We start from the raw sequence: 14,475 nt of genomic DNA, 5'->3' as shown, positions 1-14,475 counted from the left end.
CGACGGACCTTCGGTTCCGCCGCCGCGCCCACGCCGCGTCCGCCCCGCCGATGCCCCTACCGAGACCATCAGCCGTGCGGTGGATCCGGGTCCCCCGTCCGATCCCAACCCACGCGGCGGCCGCGGTCCGGCCGGTGGGCCGCCCTCCCCGTCTGGCACGCCGAGCCATCCCTTCGCGCGCACCGACCCTCCGCAACGGGACGACGACTCCCAGACAGAGGTCATCCCGGCCGCCAAGGACGACCCACCCGTCTACCTCTCCGCCGATCCCGAGCCGGATCCGGACCCGTCGCACGACAGCGTGGCCGACCGTGTTCAGCCGGCGGTGGTTCCCGAATCCGGCGCGGGTACGGCCCGCGGCCGCAGACATGCCGCGACGCCCAAGGGCCGCGATCGAGCCGCGCTGACCAGGAATGCCCGGATGGGTGGCCGAGTCCTCCTCGCTCTCGCCTGCGTCATGACACTCCTGGGCACGGGCGCGGTATGGGGCTACCAGAAGGTCAAAGACGGCAACTGGAACATCGTCGATGCCGTCAACCCGGACAACAGCGAGATCCGCGGCAAAGAACTGCAGACCGGCGACGAAACCTACCTGATCGTCGGCACCGACACCCGGTCGGGAAAGAACGGGCAGATCGGCGCCGGTACCACCGAGGACGCCGGCGGTGCCAGGTCGGACACGGTGATCCTCGTGAACATCCCGGCCGACCGCAGCCGCGTGGTCGCGGTGAGTTTCCCGCGGGACCTGCAGATCAACCGTCCCGAGTGCACAACGTGGGACAACGACAAGGGCGAATACACCGGCCAGATCGTGCCCGCCGAGACGGGCGCCAAGCTCAACACCGCCTATGGCGACGGCGGCCCCAAGTGCATCGTCGACACACTCACCGCCATCAGCGGCCTGAACATCAACCACTTCATCGCGATGGACTTCTCGGGATTCGAGAAGGTCGTGAACAAGATCGGTGGTGTCGAGGTCTGCTCGCCGGTCCCGCTCAACGATTTCGAGCTGGGCCCCATCCTCACCAAGCCCGGTAAGCAGAAGATCCGCGGTAAAGCTGCCCTCAATTACGTACGCGCCCGCACCATCGACACCGAGGGCAACGGTGACTACGGGCGCATCAAACGCCAGCAGCTGTTCCTCTCGTCGCTGCTGCGCGGAGCGCTCTCCAGCAAGGTCTTGTCCAATCCCGCGACGCTGAACGGCATCGTCGACACCTTCATCCAGAACAGCTTCGTCGATCAGGTGAACACCGACGACCTTCTCCAATTGGCCCAGTCGATGCAAGGGCTCGACGCCGGCCGCGTCACCTTCCTCACCGTCCCCACCTCGGGCACGGCCGAAGACGGCTCGGGCAACGAGATCCCCCGTGATGCCGACATCCGTGCGATCTTCGACGCGATCATCAACGACGAACCGCTGCCCGGAGAGAAGGAAGAGAAACCGGCCGGAACAACAACCAGCACAACAACTTCTTCGACGCCCTCGCGTCCGGCAGACGTCACCGTCAGCGCGCTGGATCCGTATTCGGTCAGCATGCGGGTGCTCAACGGCACCGGTTCCGCCGGAGTTGCCACCGGCATCGCCGAGAGTCTGGCCAATCAGGGTTTCGGCGTCCAGGGTGTTGCCGACGCCTCCGAGAACCGCACCGACACCGTCGTGAGGTACGGCGAAGGGCAACAGGCTGCGGCGGCCACCGTTGCACAGTTGTTCCCCGGGGCGAGCATCCAGGCGGACAACACCGTGCAGTCGGGTATCGAGGTCATCGTCGGCAGCGACTACAGCGGGAACCCGGGGTCGCCGGCTCTCGCCGGAAGCCAGATCACCGTTGCCGAACTGCCACGCGAGTCGGGAACAGACGAGTTGCCCAACGACCTCACGGTCACGAACGCCGGGGATACAACCTGCGCATGAGTCGGGCCGGCTACGCCGACATCGAGCCTGTGCCACTCGTTCATTCGCAGTTCACCACCTGACCACCATTCCCACCGATCGTGGCAGTACCGTTGGCTCATGCGTAGTGCCTACATTGAGCAGATGGCCGAACTCAACGGAGTTCTGGGACAAATGTGTGCGTTGGCCGGGATTGCGATGGAGCGATCCACCCAAGCCCTGCTCCAAGCCGACCTCGCGGTCGCCGAGTCGGTGATCAGCGACCACGAGCAATTGACCCAGCTGTCGACGCAAGCCGAGGAACGGGCGTTCGCCCTCCTCGCGTTGCAGGCGCCGGTCGCCGGCGATCTGCGTTCGATCGTGAGTGGATTCCAGATCGTCGCCGACATCGACCGCATGGGTGCGCTAGCGCTGCACGTCGCCAAGGTCGCCCGCCGTCGCCACCCCGCCAAGGCGCTGCCCGAAGAGGTCAACGGCTACTTCGCCGAAATGGGCCGGCTCGCCATCACCATGGCGACCAACGCGCGTGAAGTCCTCAACAGCCAGAACCCCGAGGACGCGCTGAAGCTGCAGGACGATGACGACGCGATGGACGACCTCCACCGCCACCTGTTCACGGTGTTGATGGACCGCGAGTGGCGTCACGGCGTCGCTGCCGCAGTGGACGTCACGTTGCTCGGCCGGTATTACGAGCGCTTTTCCGACCACGCTGTGCTGATCGGACGTCGCGTGGTGTTCCAGGCGACGGGGCAGACCCCGGAGCAGTTCACCGAGGTCTAGCGGCTCCTACCGGGGTGCAGTGCGTCGCACCTCGGAGATCCGGTCGGCCAGTTCTGCAGCCGTCCTGAATCGATCGCTGTGCGGGGCAAGGCATTCCGACACCAGGTCGCGTTCAGCCGGTGAAAGTGTCGTACTGATCCTGGGTTTGGTGGACTGCACCGTGCGGATCGCCACCAGCGGCTGCATGTCGGGCAGTTCACCGTAGAGGCCTTCACCGGTCAGAGTGCGGTGGATCGTCGCTCCCAGAGCCCAGATATCCGTTGCACGCGAGGGTGTTTGACCGACAAGGGTGTCGGGGTCGGCATATTCGAGTGACGCGGACGACCCGATGCCGCTGACCGCGGTCGCCGCGGTGATCACCCGGGCCAGACCGAGATCGGACAGTACTCCGGCTGGTGATGCCGTGGTACCCGCGCGATCACCTCCAGCAATCAACACGTTTGCCGGTTTGATGTCGGAGTGGACCAACCCGGCCTCGTGCATGTCGTGTGCCCCTCTGGCCGCGCACTCGAGCACGGCGAGTGCCTGGTCACGCTGCAGCGGCATCGATGGGGCAGCCATCGACCCACCCGGGAAGTAGTCCATCGCGTACATGAAGAGGTCACCCAGTGCCGCTTCGTACAGATGCACCAGATGTGGGGACCGTACGGCGGCGAAACTGCGGAGTTCGAGCACACCGCGATGGAAGGCGTCTTCACCGCAGGGGTTCGAAAAGACCTTCAGCGCAACGTGTTCGACATTCAGCTGCAGCCGGGCCGGGGGCACCGCCAGATAACACGTACCGTGGCTGCCCGCACCGAGCGCCCGGACTGTCCGGTAGTCGGCGATCGCCGGGGGCAGCCGGCGAGCGTCGGTACCCGATGTCGGGTCAACGAACATCGCTGATCCTCCCGTGCGGCGCCTCGAACAGCAATGAGCGACTTCCCACCCGCAGTTCGGATCCCGGATACAACACCGCTTCCTGGCCGCGGCGCAACGTGATCCAGCCAGGCGCGCGTGGCAGCCGGACATACGTCCCGTTCACTGAGCCGGCATCCACCACCCGGACATCCCAATCCACCAGTCGCAGTTCACAATGCGCGCGCGACATCGACCCCGAGGTGTCGTTGATGCGAATGGGGTCCAGTGGTCCGATACCCGCACTTGCGACACCACCCCTGGCTGCGACCATCGGCTCGGGATCACGTCCGATCATCAGATCGCCGGCCACCACGTAGGTGGTGCCGTCGTCGATGACGAGTAGCCCCAGCGGCGGTCGCGGACCCTGCACCATCGCCCCCGTCATCCGGTTGATCCGAATACCGCATCGAGTACAGACCGGTGACCGCGGATCGTTGATGTGACCGTTCTGGCACAGCAGACCCTGGATCTGCACCTGTTGTTCGCGCGCCGAGACCTTCGGATCAGATGGACGCACAGGACGATTCGCGACATCGGTCGGCGCCGATGCCAGTGCGGCATCGGCCGGTCCGACCACGTCACGCGGCGGGACCAGTGTCGGCTCGGCGATTCCCCGCCGAGCCGAGGCAGCTCTGCGCCGGCCACCGACGATCGGCAACGGTGCCCGCCCAGCTGCGGTGTGGTTGTCGAAGTCGTCCAGCCTCACCGAGAGTGCCGGTGGTAGCAAAGGCGTTTCGGTTACCGCCATCGCGGTGTCGACGAGTTCGGGACTCACCACCACCGGGACACCTGTGGGCTCGTCGGCAGCCGACGGCATCGGCGTCACTGCCGGTACGGCATATACCGCACTGTCGGTGGAAGGCGAGGCCGATGGCCACAGCACCACGCCGGCGCCGGGTGCCGCACCTTTTTCGAGCGAGAAGATCTCGGACGGGGCCAGACCGCCCGATCCGATCGGTCCACCGCCCAGCGGGTCGTCCTCATCGATGGTCAGGGCCACCGCGAACACACTGCTCGGATAGCTGCGCTGTACCAGGAAACCGGCGTCTGCTCCCCTGATGACCTCCGGCGTGGCGAACTCGGTGACGTAGATCCTCGCACTCGCGGCACCGTAGACGAAGACCTCCAGACCCCCGTGCCGGTCGGTGGAGACCACCGCGAAATCCGGGCTGCTGTCCTCGTTGGCCAGCAACCACTTGGTCAGCGACCGTAGCCGCGACCCGTCGACGCGGCCGGCCTGTTCGAGCGGCTCGGTGGCGAGATGCGCCAGATCTGTGAGCGTTGCGCTGCTCCGGATCGGATCGGCGTCGATGAGCAGGAGCGACGGTCCACGGCGGAGCACGATGCCGCGGCCAGGCAGCACGCTCACCGGATGTTTTGCCGTCACGGGGACCATTCTGGCAAGGAAACGGCCCCATGCGGAAACATGGGGCCGTTTTCTTCGGGTACCTGCGAGGATCAGCCGAAACGGCCGGAGATGTAGTCTTCCGTCGCCTTCTGCGTCGGGTTGGAGAACATCGTCTCGGTGTCACTGAGCTCGACCAGCTGTCCGGGCTGACCGACGGCCGCCAGGTTGAAGAACGCGGTCTGGTCGCTGACGCGGGCAGCCTGCTGCATGTTGTGCGTCACGATCACCACCGTGTAGTCCTTCTTGAGTTCGGTGATCAGGTCCTCGATGGCGAGCGTCGAGATGGGGTCGAGTGCCGAACACGGCTCGTCCATCAGGAGCACGTCAGGCGACACCGCGATCGCACGCGCGATACACAGACGCTGCTGCTGACCACCGGAGAGGCCACCGCCGGGCTTGTTCAGCCGGTCCTTGACCTCTTCCCACAGGTTCGCTCCGCGCAGGCTGCGCTCGGCGGTCTCGTCGAGCACCTTCTTGTCGCGCACACCCTGCAGGCGCAGACCGGCCACCACGTTGTCCTTGATGGACATCGTCGGGAACGGGTTGGGGCGCTGGAACACCATGCCGATCGTGGAGCGGACCGACACCGGGTCGATGCCCTTGCCGTAGATGTCGTCGCCGTCGAGCAGGACCTTGCCCTCGACACGAGCACCGGGGGTCACCTCGTGCATGCGGTTGAGCGTGCGCAGCACGGTGGACTTACCACAGCCGGAAGGGCCGATGAACGCCGTGACGCAGCGGGGCGGCACTTCCAGGCTCACGTCCTTGACGGCGTGAAAGGCGCTGTAGTAGATGTTCAGATCTTTGAGGTCGAGTCTCTTTGCCATTGCCTTATCTCATTTCGTCTTCGGCGCGAGCAGTTTAGAAGCCAGCGCCGCGAGTGCATTCGCCAGCGCGATCACGATGACCAGGGTCAGCGCTGCACCCCAGACGCGGTATTCCCCGGCGGGATTGGGGTTTGCCAACTGGTTGTAGATGAACAACGGCAGCGATGTCATGTTGTTCTGGAAAGGGTCGTAGTTCACCGAGGCGGTATAACCCACCAGGATCAGCACCGGGGCGGTCTCACCCATGATTCGCGCGGTGGCGAGGAACACTCCGGAGATGATTCCCGACATCGCCGTCGGGACAACAATTTTCACGATGGTCTTGGACTTGCTGATGCCCAGCGCGTACGAGGCCTCACGCAACTCGTCGGGGACGAGCTTGAGCATCTCCTCGGTGGAGCGGACAACCACCGGGAGCATCAGCAGCACAAGTGCCAGGCTGACCGCGAAGCCGCTCTGAGGCAGACCGAACGTGGTCACCCACACGGTGAAGATGAACAGCGCCGCGACGATCGACGGGACGCCGGCGAGGATGTCCACCATGAACGAGGTGGGCTTGACCAGCTTGCTGTTCGGGTACTCCACCAACATGATCGCGGCCATGATGCCGATCGGCACGGCGATCACGGCGGCGATCAATGCCGTGAGGATCGTGCCCAGGATCGCGTGTCCGACACCGCCGGAGAAGCTAGTCGGCCCGATCAGGAACTGGTCGCCCGACCACCACTCCGGCTTGATGATGGCTTCGAAACCCTTGCTGATGACGGTGAAGAGCACCATCACCAGGGGAATCATCGCGATCACGAAGCACAGGGTGAAAACGATCGTGGCCGACTGGTTCTTGAGGCGCCGGCCGGGCGAGACCGGCTTGTACAGACTGCCGGCCTTGACCGGGCTGCTGCCATCGATGGTTGAGGTGCTCATCCGTTTACCTTTCCGCCGGAGAGGACCCGGGCGATGGCATTGACCACGAAGGTCAGCAAGAACAGCACCAAACCTGCGGCGATGTACGCGCCGGTCGGCAGGGGCTGGTTGAACTCACCTGCGCCAGAGGCGATCTTGGAGGCGAATGTGTATCCACCATCGAAGAGGCTGAACCCGGACGTCGATGTCGCGGCCCGCAGGATGATGAGGACGGCAACCGTCTCACCGAGTGCGCGACCGAGCGCGAGCATCGACGCCGCGATCATTCCACTACGTGCGTAGGGGAATGAGGTCATCCGCAGCATCTCCCACTTCGTCGCGCCCAGTGCCAGAGCCGCTTCCTTGTGCAGCACAGGGGTCTGCTGCAGCACCTCACGGGAGATCGACGTGATGATCGGAAGGATCATGATCGCCAGCACGATTCCGGCGGTGAAGATCGTTCCGCTCGAGACGTTGCCGTCGGCGAAGAGGAAGAACCATCCGAGGTTGCTGTTGAGGAAGTCGGCGACCGGCTGGAGCTTGGGTCCGAGAACCGCCATGCCCCACAGGCCGAAGATGATCGACGGCACTGCGGCAAGCAGGTCGACGACGGCGCCGAGCGGTCGGGACAACCGCGCCGGTGCATACGACACAAGGAATGTCGCGATACCGATCGCGATGGGCACCGCCAACGCCAGTGCGAACACCGAGCTCAGAACCGTGACCTTGAGCAGGTCGAGGATTCCGAACCGGAGGTTCAGAGCGTTGGTGGTGTCCCACACCGAACTCGTCAAGAAGTTGACGTTGTCCACTCTCAATGAGGGGATGGCCTCGAAGAGTAGGTTCAGTGCGATCAACAGGATCACCAGGCAGACAAAGCCACCGGCCGTCAAAGCCAGCACCTTGAACGCCTGATCGTAGAACCGACTCCGATTTTGTCGGGAGTTCGACTTCAGATCCGATTGACTGTCCGAAGGCTCGGGAGCTGATGCGCTTGGGCTCACCGCGCCTACTTTGTCAGATTGCCCGACCGCGTCATGCACCGTCATCGCTTTCCTGCCCTAACTTATGAGAGAGATCAGTCACTGAATGGAATCGATGGCTGTGTTCAGTTGGGTGCTGAAGCCCTCGGGGATCGGGATGTATCCCTCGGCCTCGAGTGAGCTCTGCACGTCGGTGCTCGCAGCGACCTTGAGGAACGACTTCACGGCCTGGCCGGTGGCATCGTCCGAGTAGTTGCTGCAGACGATCTCGTAGGTGGCCAGCACGATCGGGTAGGCACCTGCGACGGACGGCTTGTAGAAGCTCGAGGTGTCGAGGACCAGGTTGTTCGAGCCCGGGTTCTTCAGTGTCGCGCCGTCGATGGTCTTGCCCACGGTCTCGACCGAGAGCGGCACGGCCTCAGGACCGGCCGAGGTGATGATGTTGGCGATGCTCAGGCCCTGGTTGGTGGCGTAGGACCACTCGTTGTAGGTGATCGATCCGGGCGAGTTCTTGATGGCGGCCGAGGTGCCCTCGTTGCCCTTCGCGCCCTCACCGACACCGCCGGCGAACGACTTGCCCGCGCCCTGGGTCCAGGTGCCATCCGATGCGGCTTCCAGGTACTTCTGGAAGTTGTCGGTGGTGCCGGACTCATCCGAGCGGAAGATCACGATGATGTCCTGGTCGGGCAGGGACACGCCGGAGTTCTCGGCGGCGATGGCCGGATCGTTCCACTTCTTGATGGTGCCGTTGAAGATCTTGCCGAGGGTGGGGCCCGACAGGTTGACGGCGTCGACGCCGTCGAGGTTGTAGGTGACGGCGATGGGGCCGAAGACGAGGGGGAGGTTCCAGGCCTCGGACCCGCAGGTGGTGGCCGCGGCGGTGGCTTCGTCTTCCTTCAGCGGTGAGTCGCTGCCACCGAAGTTGGTGAGGCCGCCGGTGAACTCCTTGACGCCGGCGCCGGAGCCGTTGGAGTTGTAGTCGATGGTCTTGCCCTCGCACGTGGTGGCGTAGGAGTTGGCGAACAGGGTCATGGCGTTGGCCTGCGCACTTGATCCACTGGCCTTCAGATTCGCCTGGCCTTCACATGTGACGCCTTCGACCTTCTTGGCCGTGTCGGAGTCTGACGCGGAGTTTCCACACGCCGAGATCAGCAGCGTTGAGGCAGCAAACACGCCCAGGATTGCTCCACTGTTTTTCAAGTTCACCTGAAGAAGTCCTTCGATTCGTGCATCGGCAGTCTGCTCGACACAGGTCGCAATGATTCACAGGCAGCCACGACGCCGTAGCGCATCGCGTCCTGCTGCGGTTTGGAAGCTACAGAGCGAGAGTGAAGCGATACCCCTGGAGAGGTGAACGAGAGGTGAACAGCCATGGTGACGAATCGGACATTGCCCGGGCCGACGCTCGGGACGGCACTCAGCCGTACGCGACGTCGATCGCGTACTGGGTGAACCCGAGCTTGGCGTAGGTGTTGAGCGCAGCCTTGTTGTCGCCCTCGACGTAGAGTTCGACCTCCGCGAGGCCACGCTGCTGGAGGTGGTGCAGGCCGGCCAGGGTGAGCAACCGTCCCAGACCTCGTCCCTGGGCGGTGGCGTCCACGCCGACGATGTACACCTCTCCCAGTGCGGGGGTGTCACCCTCGGCAGGGTGCACCTTTGTCCAGTGGAAGCCCAGCAAGGTGTGAGGATCAGACGCATCGAACACGAGGAACAACCCCGCAGGGTCAAACCACTCGGCGCCCGTACGCGTGGCGATCTCGTCGTCGCTCCAACCGCCCTGCTCCGGATGCCACTCGAAGGCCACGTTGTTGACCCGCAAGATCTCCGCGTCGTCCGACGGCCCCGCGTACGTTCGCAGAACAAGATCGTCGGGCACGGTGAGCGACGGGAGTTCGGCCCCGGCCAGAGGCCGTCGCAATTGCAGCAGCTCGCGCCGGGCAGTGAGGCCCACTGACGCCGCCAGCGCCTGCGCGGCGGGCAGATTCCCATGCGCCCACACACGACGATTGTCGGGCACCTGCTCCAGAGTTGTTGTCAGCAGCCGCTTCCCGTGACCGCGTCGGCGGTGTTCGGGGTGCACCGCAAGCTCGATCATCGCCGGTTCGCCCTCTCGGGCAGGGGTGACGTTGGCATACCCGACAACAGTGTCGCCGGATGAGACGGTGAACTCCCTGACGCCCTCACGGCCGATGACGGCCACCGCCTGCTCGCCCAATGGCGCGACACCGTCTGCGCGGGCGGCGGCAGTCAAGAGGTCGCGGACAGGGCCGACGTCAGCCACCATTGGCGCTCGAACTCAGTTCCTGGTCCGGGAACTCGACCTCGTCCGATCCACCCAGATCGTCGAGATCTCCGTTGTCGGTGGAGGTCTCGCCGCCACCGCGACCGCCCCGGCTCGGACGCACCGCCTTGTAGCCGACGTTCCGGACGGTACCGATCAACGACTCGTACTCGCTGCCGAGTTTGGCGCGAAGACGCCGGACGTGCACGTCGACCGTGCGGGTGCCGCCGAAGAAGTCGTATCCCCACACCTCTTGAAGCAGTTGAGCCCGGGTGAAGACGCGACCGGCGTTCTGCGCGAGGTACTTCAGGAGTTCGAACTCCTTGTAGGTCAGGTCGAGCGGGCGTCCACGCAGCCGTGCCGTGTAGGTGCCCTCGTCGATCACCAGGTCACCGAGGGTGACCTTTCCACTGGCCTCCTCGGCGGTGACGCCTCGGGTGCGCACGACCAGAAGGCGCAGGCGCGCATCGAGTTCGGCCGGACCGGTGTCGGGCAGCAGGAAGTCGTCGAGGCCCCATTCGGAGTTGACGGCCACCAGACCGCCCTCGGTCAGCACCGCGACCACGGGGACCGATGAACCCGTACTCCCCAGCAGTCGGCACAGGCCGCGCGCGGCGGCAAGGTCAGAACGCGCATCAACGATGGCTACATCTGCGTTTCCGGCTTCCATCAATGAGGACACCTCGGTGGGCGCCACTCGAACGGTATGAGCCAGCAGTGACAACGACGGCAATACAGACTCAGGGGTGGGATCGGCTGTCAGTAACAAGAGATCCACAAACCACTCCGATCTCGATTATTCGTATATGTACGCTGCCTTACCAACGTGTGCGAGATAGATGACAGAATAGCGTCATATCGGTCGTTACCCGTTAACAAGTCCCCAGCGGGAGTCTCCACCGGCGGTCGCCGGCCGCGTCGCCGGATGGACTGAGTCCATTACAGAGGGGAATCGTTGCGCAAGCTGGCAGTCGGTGTGCTCATCACCCTCTTGGTCGCCACGATCGCCGATTTCGCATCCGCGGCCTACGCAGAGTACCGCTATTCCACCGCGTTGCGGGAGGCTTCCGACCTGGAGTTCGACCCCGAGATCACCATCTCCGGCTTTCCCTTCGTCGACCAGGCCGCCGGCGACACCTACGACCAGATCGGCATCACTGCGCGGGGCGCTGACCTGGGTGATGGGCGCCGGGGCGACCTGCGGTCGAAGCTGTCCGACGTGCGCCGAGCAGAGGGCAAATGGGTCATCGGACAGAACACCGAACTGACTGCGGCCAAGGCCACCGCGTCCCTGAAGATCGACTCGGTCAATCTCGGCCGATTCCTCGGCATCGTCGACCTCACCGTCACCACGCCGGCGCCCGAAGACAAGGCCGGCGGTGGTGGTCCGGGCGACGGGATCCTCTCGACCAGCACCGGCGTCATCCTGACCGGGACGGTCAATGTGAGCGATCCACGTAATTCCGGTCACAGTTCCGGGCAACGCCGCGAAAAGGTGAGCGTCGCGGTTGATCTGTCCGTACGTGAAGGTGCTCTTCACATCGATGCCCGCAACCTCTACTCCGGTCCCGCCGAGCACGTGGAGTCCGACGTTCCGCCCGGGGCCGAGTCGATGGTGCTCGCCCAGTTCACCAAGACGCTTCCGGTACTGCCACTTCCGTGGTCGTTGCCGGCGGTGGAGGCGGCCTCACAGGGCAGCGATGTGGTGCTCGAGGCCGAGCCCGCGCCGTTGGTCGCAACCGCTCGGGACTTCTGGGAAGGGCCATCTCGGAGTGGTCGCACGCTGCGGTAAGCTGTCGGCCATGCAACTGGGCTGTGAGTTGATGCTCACCCGCCGTCGGGCGATCGACTTCTGTCGTATCGCCAATTGTTGCTGTCTGAGCCGGTAACCGGCGGGCCGTTCCGAGATCTTCCGCGTCCCGCACGTCCGGCGTGCCCCTGGTTCGCGTTCTTCGCTCCAGCGATTCATCACGCCCCAGCACCACCCCCCAAGCTCCAACCTCCGAGCACCACCACAGTTGTATCTACTGCGGATCGCTTCTCGATGCCGCATCCACCACGAAAGGAAAACCATGGCTCGCTCCGACGTCCTGGTCAGCGCCGACTGGGCTGAGCAGAACCTGAAAGCAGACAAGACCGTCTTCATCGAGGTCGACGAGGACACCACCGCCTACGAGGGCGGACACATCGAAGGCGCCATCCGCCTCGACTGGCGCAAAGACCTGCAGGACGGCGTTCGCCGCGACTTCCTGAACCAGGAGCAGTTCTCGGAGTTGTTGTCGGCCAAGGGCGTCTCCAACGACGACACCGTTGTTCTCTACGGCGGCAACAACAACTGGTTCGCTGCCTACGCCTACTGGTACTTCAAGCTCTACGGCCACAAGGACGTCAAGCTCATCGACGGCGGCCGCAAGAAATGGGAGCTCGACGGCCGTCCGCTGTCGACCGACGAGGTCACCCGCCCAGCCACCACGTACACCGCATCTGCCCCGGACACGAGCATCCGCGCATTCCGCGACGAGGTCATCAACGCCATCGGCAGCAAGAACCTGGTCGACGTGCGCAGCCCCGACGAGTTCTCGGGCAAGATCCTCGCTCCCGCACACCTGCCGCAGGAGCAGGCCCAGCAGCGTGGCCATGTCCCGGGCGCGATCAACATCCCGTGGAGCACCACCGCCAACGAGGACGGCACCTTCAAGGCGGACGATGACCTCGAAAAGCTGTACGCCGAAAAGGGTTTCGACGACAGCAAAGAGACCATCGCCTACTGCCGCATCGGTGAGCGCTCGAGCCACACCTGGTTCGTGCTCGATCAGCTGCTCGGCAAGAAGAACGTCAAGAACTACGACGGCAGCTGGGTCGAATACGGCTCACTCGTCGGCGCCCCGATCGAACTGGGAGAGAGCAAGTAATCATGTGTGCTGCGCCTAAACAGGGACAGAAGATGCCCGCCGGTGTCGATACCGAAAAAGAAACAGTGTTGACAGGTCAGGTCGTCGACACCGACGGCAACCCCGTTGCCGGCGCGTTCGTCCGCCTTCTCGACAACACCGGCGAGTTCACCGCAGAGGTGGTCGCCAGCGGTACCGGTGACTTCCGGTTCTTCGCCGCGCCCGGCACGTGGTCGTTGCGTGCGCTGTCGTCCATCGGCAACGGTGATGCCACCGTGAGCCCGGAGGGCCCCGGCGTGCACGAACAGAACGTGACCGTCAGCAAGTAGAAGGTCGGATCCGACGAGCCCGGCCCGCCTCTCGAGGCGGGCCGGGCTTCTTTCTCGACTGCCGTGTGCCTCCGTGCACACAACTCGCGTGACCGTGGCCAGATGTGACCGTGCTGACCGATCTGTGTGCACTCGCGCACGCGGCCACACTGAGGGAATCCCCACACGCACCCGCCCATCATCGGGAGCTAGAATGCTCTGGTGGTCATATTCTTCGAAGCGTTGCTGGTGCTGGCAACCATCCTGATTTCCTGGTTTGGCCTGTACGTCCTCTACCGGCTGGTCACTGACGAATCGTGACCCGTTCGGGCGACGAAGCGATCAATCAGGCGGCGATCCGCGCGCAGGAAACCGCGGCGCGTAACGTCCCGTCGCTGCCCGATCTTCCGCTGCCGGACGACACGGCCAACCTGCGTCAGGGCCCTGACCTGCATCCCGGGCTGCTGGCGCTCCTACCCATGGTCGGTGTGTGGCGCGGCGAAGGGGAAGGTTACGACCCCGAGAACGGTGACCACCACTTCGGTCAACAGGTCATCATCAGCCACGACGGCGGCAACTACCTCGTCTGGCAATCCCGCACCTGGATCATCGACGCGGACGCCAACTACGTCGGCCCCGGTGAGCGCGAGGCCGGGTTCTGGCGAATCGGCGATGACGACGTCATCGAACTCCTCCTCACCCATGCCGAGGGCTGGGTGGAACTGTTCTATGGCAAGCCGCTCAATCAGACGTCGTGGGAATTGGCCACCGACGTCGTGATCAAAGCTGCGTCGGGCCCTCGTGCCGGAGGCGCCAAACGTCTGTACGGCCTCGTCGAGGACGGCGATCTCGCCTACGTCGAGGAACGGGTCGATGCGGACGGCGACCTCGTTCCCCGCGCATCGGCCAAACTGCGCCGCTACGCCGGGTAAATGCCGACGTTCGCTGCCCGATAGCCGTTCGCCAGTTCCTCGGGACAGCGACACACGCTGTTCGATCGCCAGGGCATCGGCGGACTTCCCCACCGAGCCGGCCACGATTGCGGCGGATCCGACACCGATCGCCCGGCAGCGGGAAAGCCGGAAATGGATAGACCCCCGCACCACCCACTTCTCAGCGGGCTCTCTCGGCCTGGACAAGGCCGAGGTGCGGGGGTCCGGTGACCATTGTGGATTCAGCTGACGACCGCTGGGACGCAACCGATGTGCGATCCCGATCGGGCCAATCCACCAAAACGGCCGTTAGCTGATGGTCACCTCACGTGTCCAAGAATTCAACTTCAGACCACCTCCTTCCTCGT

Annotated in this window: 14 protein-coding genes; 6 read left to right on the top strand and 8 right to left on the bottom strand. The window is 64.4% G+C overall.

Features of this window, described 5'->3' with window-relative positions; genetic code table 11:
• The first annotated feature begins 79 nt into the window (after positions 1-79).
• A complete protein-coding gene (locus MVA47_RS08825) occupies positions 80-1,915 on the top strand; it encodes an LCP family protein (RefSeq protein WP_247207521.1) in 1,836 nt (611 codons plus the stop codon).
• Between the two features lie 99 nt (positions 1,916-2,014).
• Positions 2,015-2,674 carry a phosphate signaling complex protein PhoU gene (phoU, locus tag MVA47_RS08820; RefSeq protein WP_116917290.1) on the top strand — a complete coding sequence of 220 codons (660 nt, stop codon included), beginning with the start codon at positions 2,015-2,017 and terminating at the stop codon, positions 2,672-2,674.
• Positions 2,675-2,680: 6 nt separating this feature from the next.
• Here the strand turns inward: phoU and MVA47_RS08815 are convergent, their stop codons facing one another.
• From MVA47_RS08815 to MVA47_RS08780, 8 genes are all read right to left on the bottom strand, one after another.
• Positions 2,681-3,553, bottom strand: coding sequence for a protein kinase (locus MVA47_RS08815; protein WP_247207520.1), 873 nt, complete (start codon positions 3,551-3,553; stop codon positions 2,681-2,683).
• Positions 3,543-4,961, bottom strand: a complete 1,419-nt coding sequence (locus MVA47_RS27000) for an FHA domain-containing protein (protein WP_247207519.1) — start codon at positions 4,959-4,961, stop codon at positions 3,543-3,545. The genes MVA47_RS08815 and MVA47_RS27000 overlap by 11 nt, the downstream gene beginning before the upstream one ends.
• A gap of 71 nt (positions 4,962-5,032) precedes the next feature.
• The gene (gene pstB, locus MVA47_RS08805; RefSeq protein ID WP_023957280.1) at positions 5,033-5,809 is read right to left on the bottom strand and encodes a phosphate ABC transporter ATP-binding protein PstB; all 777 of its coding nucleotides are present in this window, start codon (positions 5,807-5,809) and stop codon (positions 5,033-5,035) included.
• A 9-nt stretch (positions 5,810-5,818) separates the two neighbouring features.
• Positions 5,819-6,733, bottom strand: coding sequence for a phosphate ABC transporter permease PstA (gene pstA / locus MVA47_RS08800; protein WP_247207518.1), 915 nt, complete (start codon positions 6,731-6,733; stop codon positions 5,819-5,821).
• Positions 6,730-7,761, bottom strand: a complete 1,032-nt coding sequence (gene pstC, locus MVA47_RS08795; protein ID WP_023957283.1) for a phosphate ABC transporter permease subunit PstC — start codon at positions 7,759-7,761, stop codon at positions 6,730-6,732. The genes pstA and pstC overlap by 4 nt, the downstream gene beginning before the upstream one ends.
• Positions 7,762-7,794: 33 nt before the next feature.
• Entirely contained in the window at positions 7,795-8,901 is a 1,107-nt protein-coding gene (gene pstS / locus MVA47_RS08790) for a phosphate ABC transporter substrate-binding protein PstS (protein WP_030173918.1), read from the bottom strand.
• Between the two features lie 211 nt (positions 8,902-9,112).
• Positions 9,113-9,979, bottom strand: a complete 867-nt coding sequence (mshD, locus tag MVA47_RS08785) for a mycothiol synthase (RefSeq protein ID WP_247207517.1) — start codon at positions 9,977-9,979, stop codon at positions 9,113-9,115.
• Positions 9,969-10,754, bottom strand: a complete 786-nt coding sequence (locus MVA47_RS08780; protein WP_247207516.1) for a response regulator transcription factor — start codon at positions 10,752-10,754, stop codon at positions 9,969-9,971. The genes mshD and MVA47_RS08780 overlap by 11 nt, the downstream gene beginning before the upstream one ends.
• A 177-nt stretch (positions 10,755-10,931) precedes the next feature.
• Here MVA47_RS08780 and MVA47_RS08775 point away from each other — a divergent pair, with 177 nt between their 5' ends.
• The 4 genes from MVA47_RS08775 to MVA47_RS08760 all read left to right on the top strand — a co-directional run bounded on the left by MVA47_RS08775 (position 10,932) and on the right by MVA47_RS08760 (position 14,107).
• The gene (locus MVA47_RS08775; RefSeq protein ID WP_247207515.1) at positions 10,932-11,768 is read left to right on the top strand and encodes an LmeA family phospholipid-binding protein; all 837 of its coding nucleotides are present in this window, start codon (positions 10,932-10,934) and stop codon (positions 11,766-11,768) included.
• Positions 11,769-12,048: 280 nt separating this feature from the next.
• Positions 12,049-12,888, top strand: coding sequence for a sulfurtransferase (locus MVA47_RS08770; RefSeq protein ID WP_023957290.1), 840 nt, complete (start codon positions 12,049-12,051; stop codon positions 12,886-12,888).
• A 2-nt stretch (positions 12,889-12,890) separates the two neighbouring features.
• The gene (locus MVA47_RS08765; protein WP_023957291.1) at positions 12,891-13,196 is read left to right on the top strand and encodes a DUF1416 domain-containing protein; all 306 of its coding nucleotides are present in this window, start codon (positions 12,891-12,893) and stop codon (positions 13,194-13,196) included.
• A 296-nt stretch (positions 13,197-13,492) separates the two neighbouring features.
• A complete protein-coding gene (locus tag MVA47_RS08760) occupies positions 13,493-14,107 on the top strand; it encodes an FABP family protein (RefSeq protein WP_247207514.1) in 615 nt (204 codons plus the stop codon).
• Positions 14,108-14,475: the final 368 nt, after the last annotated feature.

This window comes from Williamsia sp. DF01-3, from assembly GCF_023051145.1.
Taxonomy (GTDB): domain Bacteria; phylum Actinomycetota; class Actinomycetes; order Mycobacteriales; family Mycobacteriaceae; genus Williamsia.
Note: the sequence above shows the minus strand (reverse complement) of the source record. Positions and strands in the feature narration are given on the sequence as shown.

Bases quoted from the DNA above. Each gene is read 5' to 3' on its own strand.
- pstA (WP_247207518.1), bottom strand. From the start codon at position 6,733: ATGAGCACCTCAACCATCGATGGCAGCAGCCCGGTCAAGGCCGGCAGT.
- pstC (WP_023957283.1), bottom strand. From the start codon at position 7,761: ATGACGGTGCATGACGCGGTCGGGCAATCTGACAAAGTAGGCGCGGTG.
- MVA47_RS08765 (WP_023957291.1), top strand. From the start codon at position 12,891: ATGTGTGCTGCGCCTAAACAGGGACAGAAGATGCCCGCCGGTGTCGAT.
- pstB (WP_023957280.1), bottom strand. From the start codon at position 5,809: ATGGCAAAGAGACTCGACCTCAAAGATCTGAACATCTACTACAGCGCC.
- MVA47_RS08770 (WP_023957290.1), top strand. From the start codon at position 12,049: ATGGCTCGCTCCGACGTCCTGGTCAGCGCCGACTGGGCTGAGCAGAAC.
- phoU (WP_116917290.1), top strand. From the start codon at position 2,015: ATGCGTAGTGCCTACATTGAGCAGATGGCCGAACTCAACGGAGTTCTG.
- MVA47_RS08815 (WP_247207520.1), bottom strand. From the start codon at position 3,553: ATGTTCGTTGACCCGACATCGGGTACCGACGCTCGCCGGCTGCCCCCG.
- mshD (WP_247207517.1), bottom strand. From the start codon at position 9,979: ATGGTGGCTGACGTCGGCCCTGTCCGCGACCTCTTGACTGCCGCCGCC.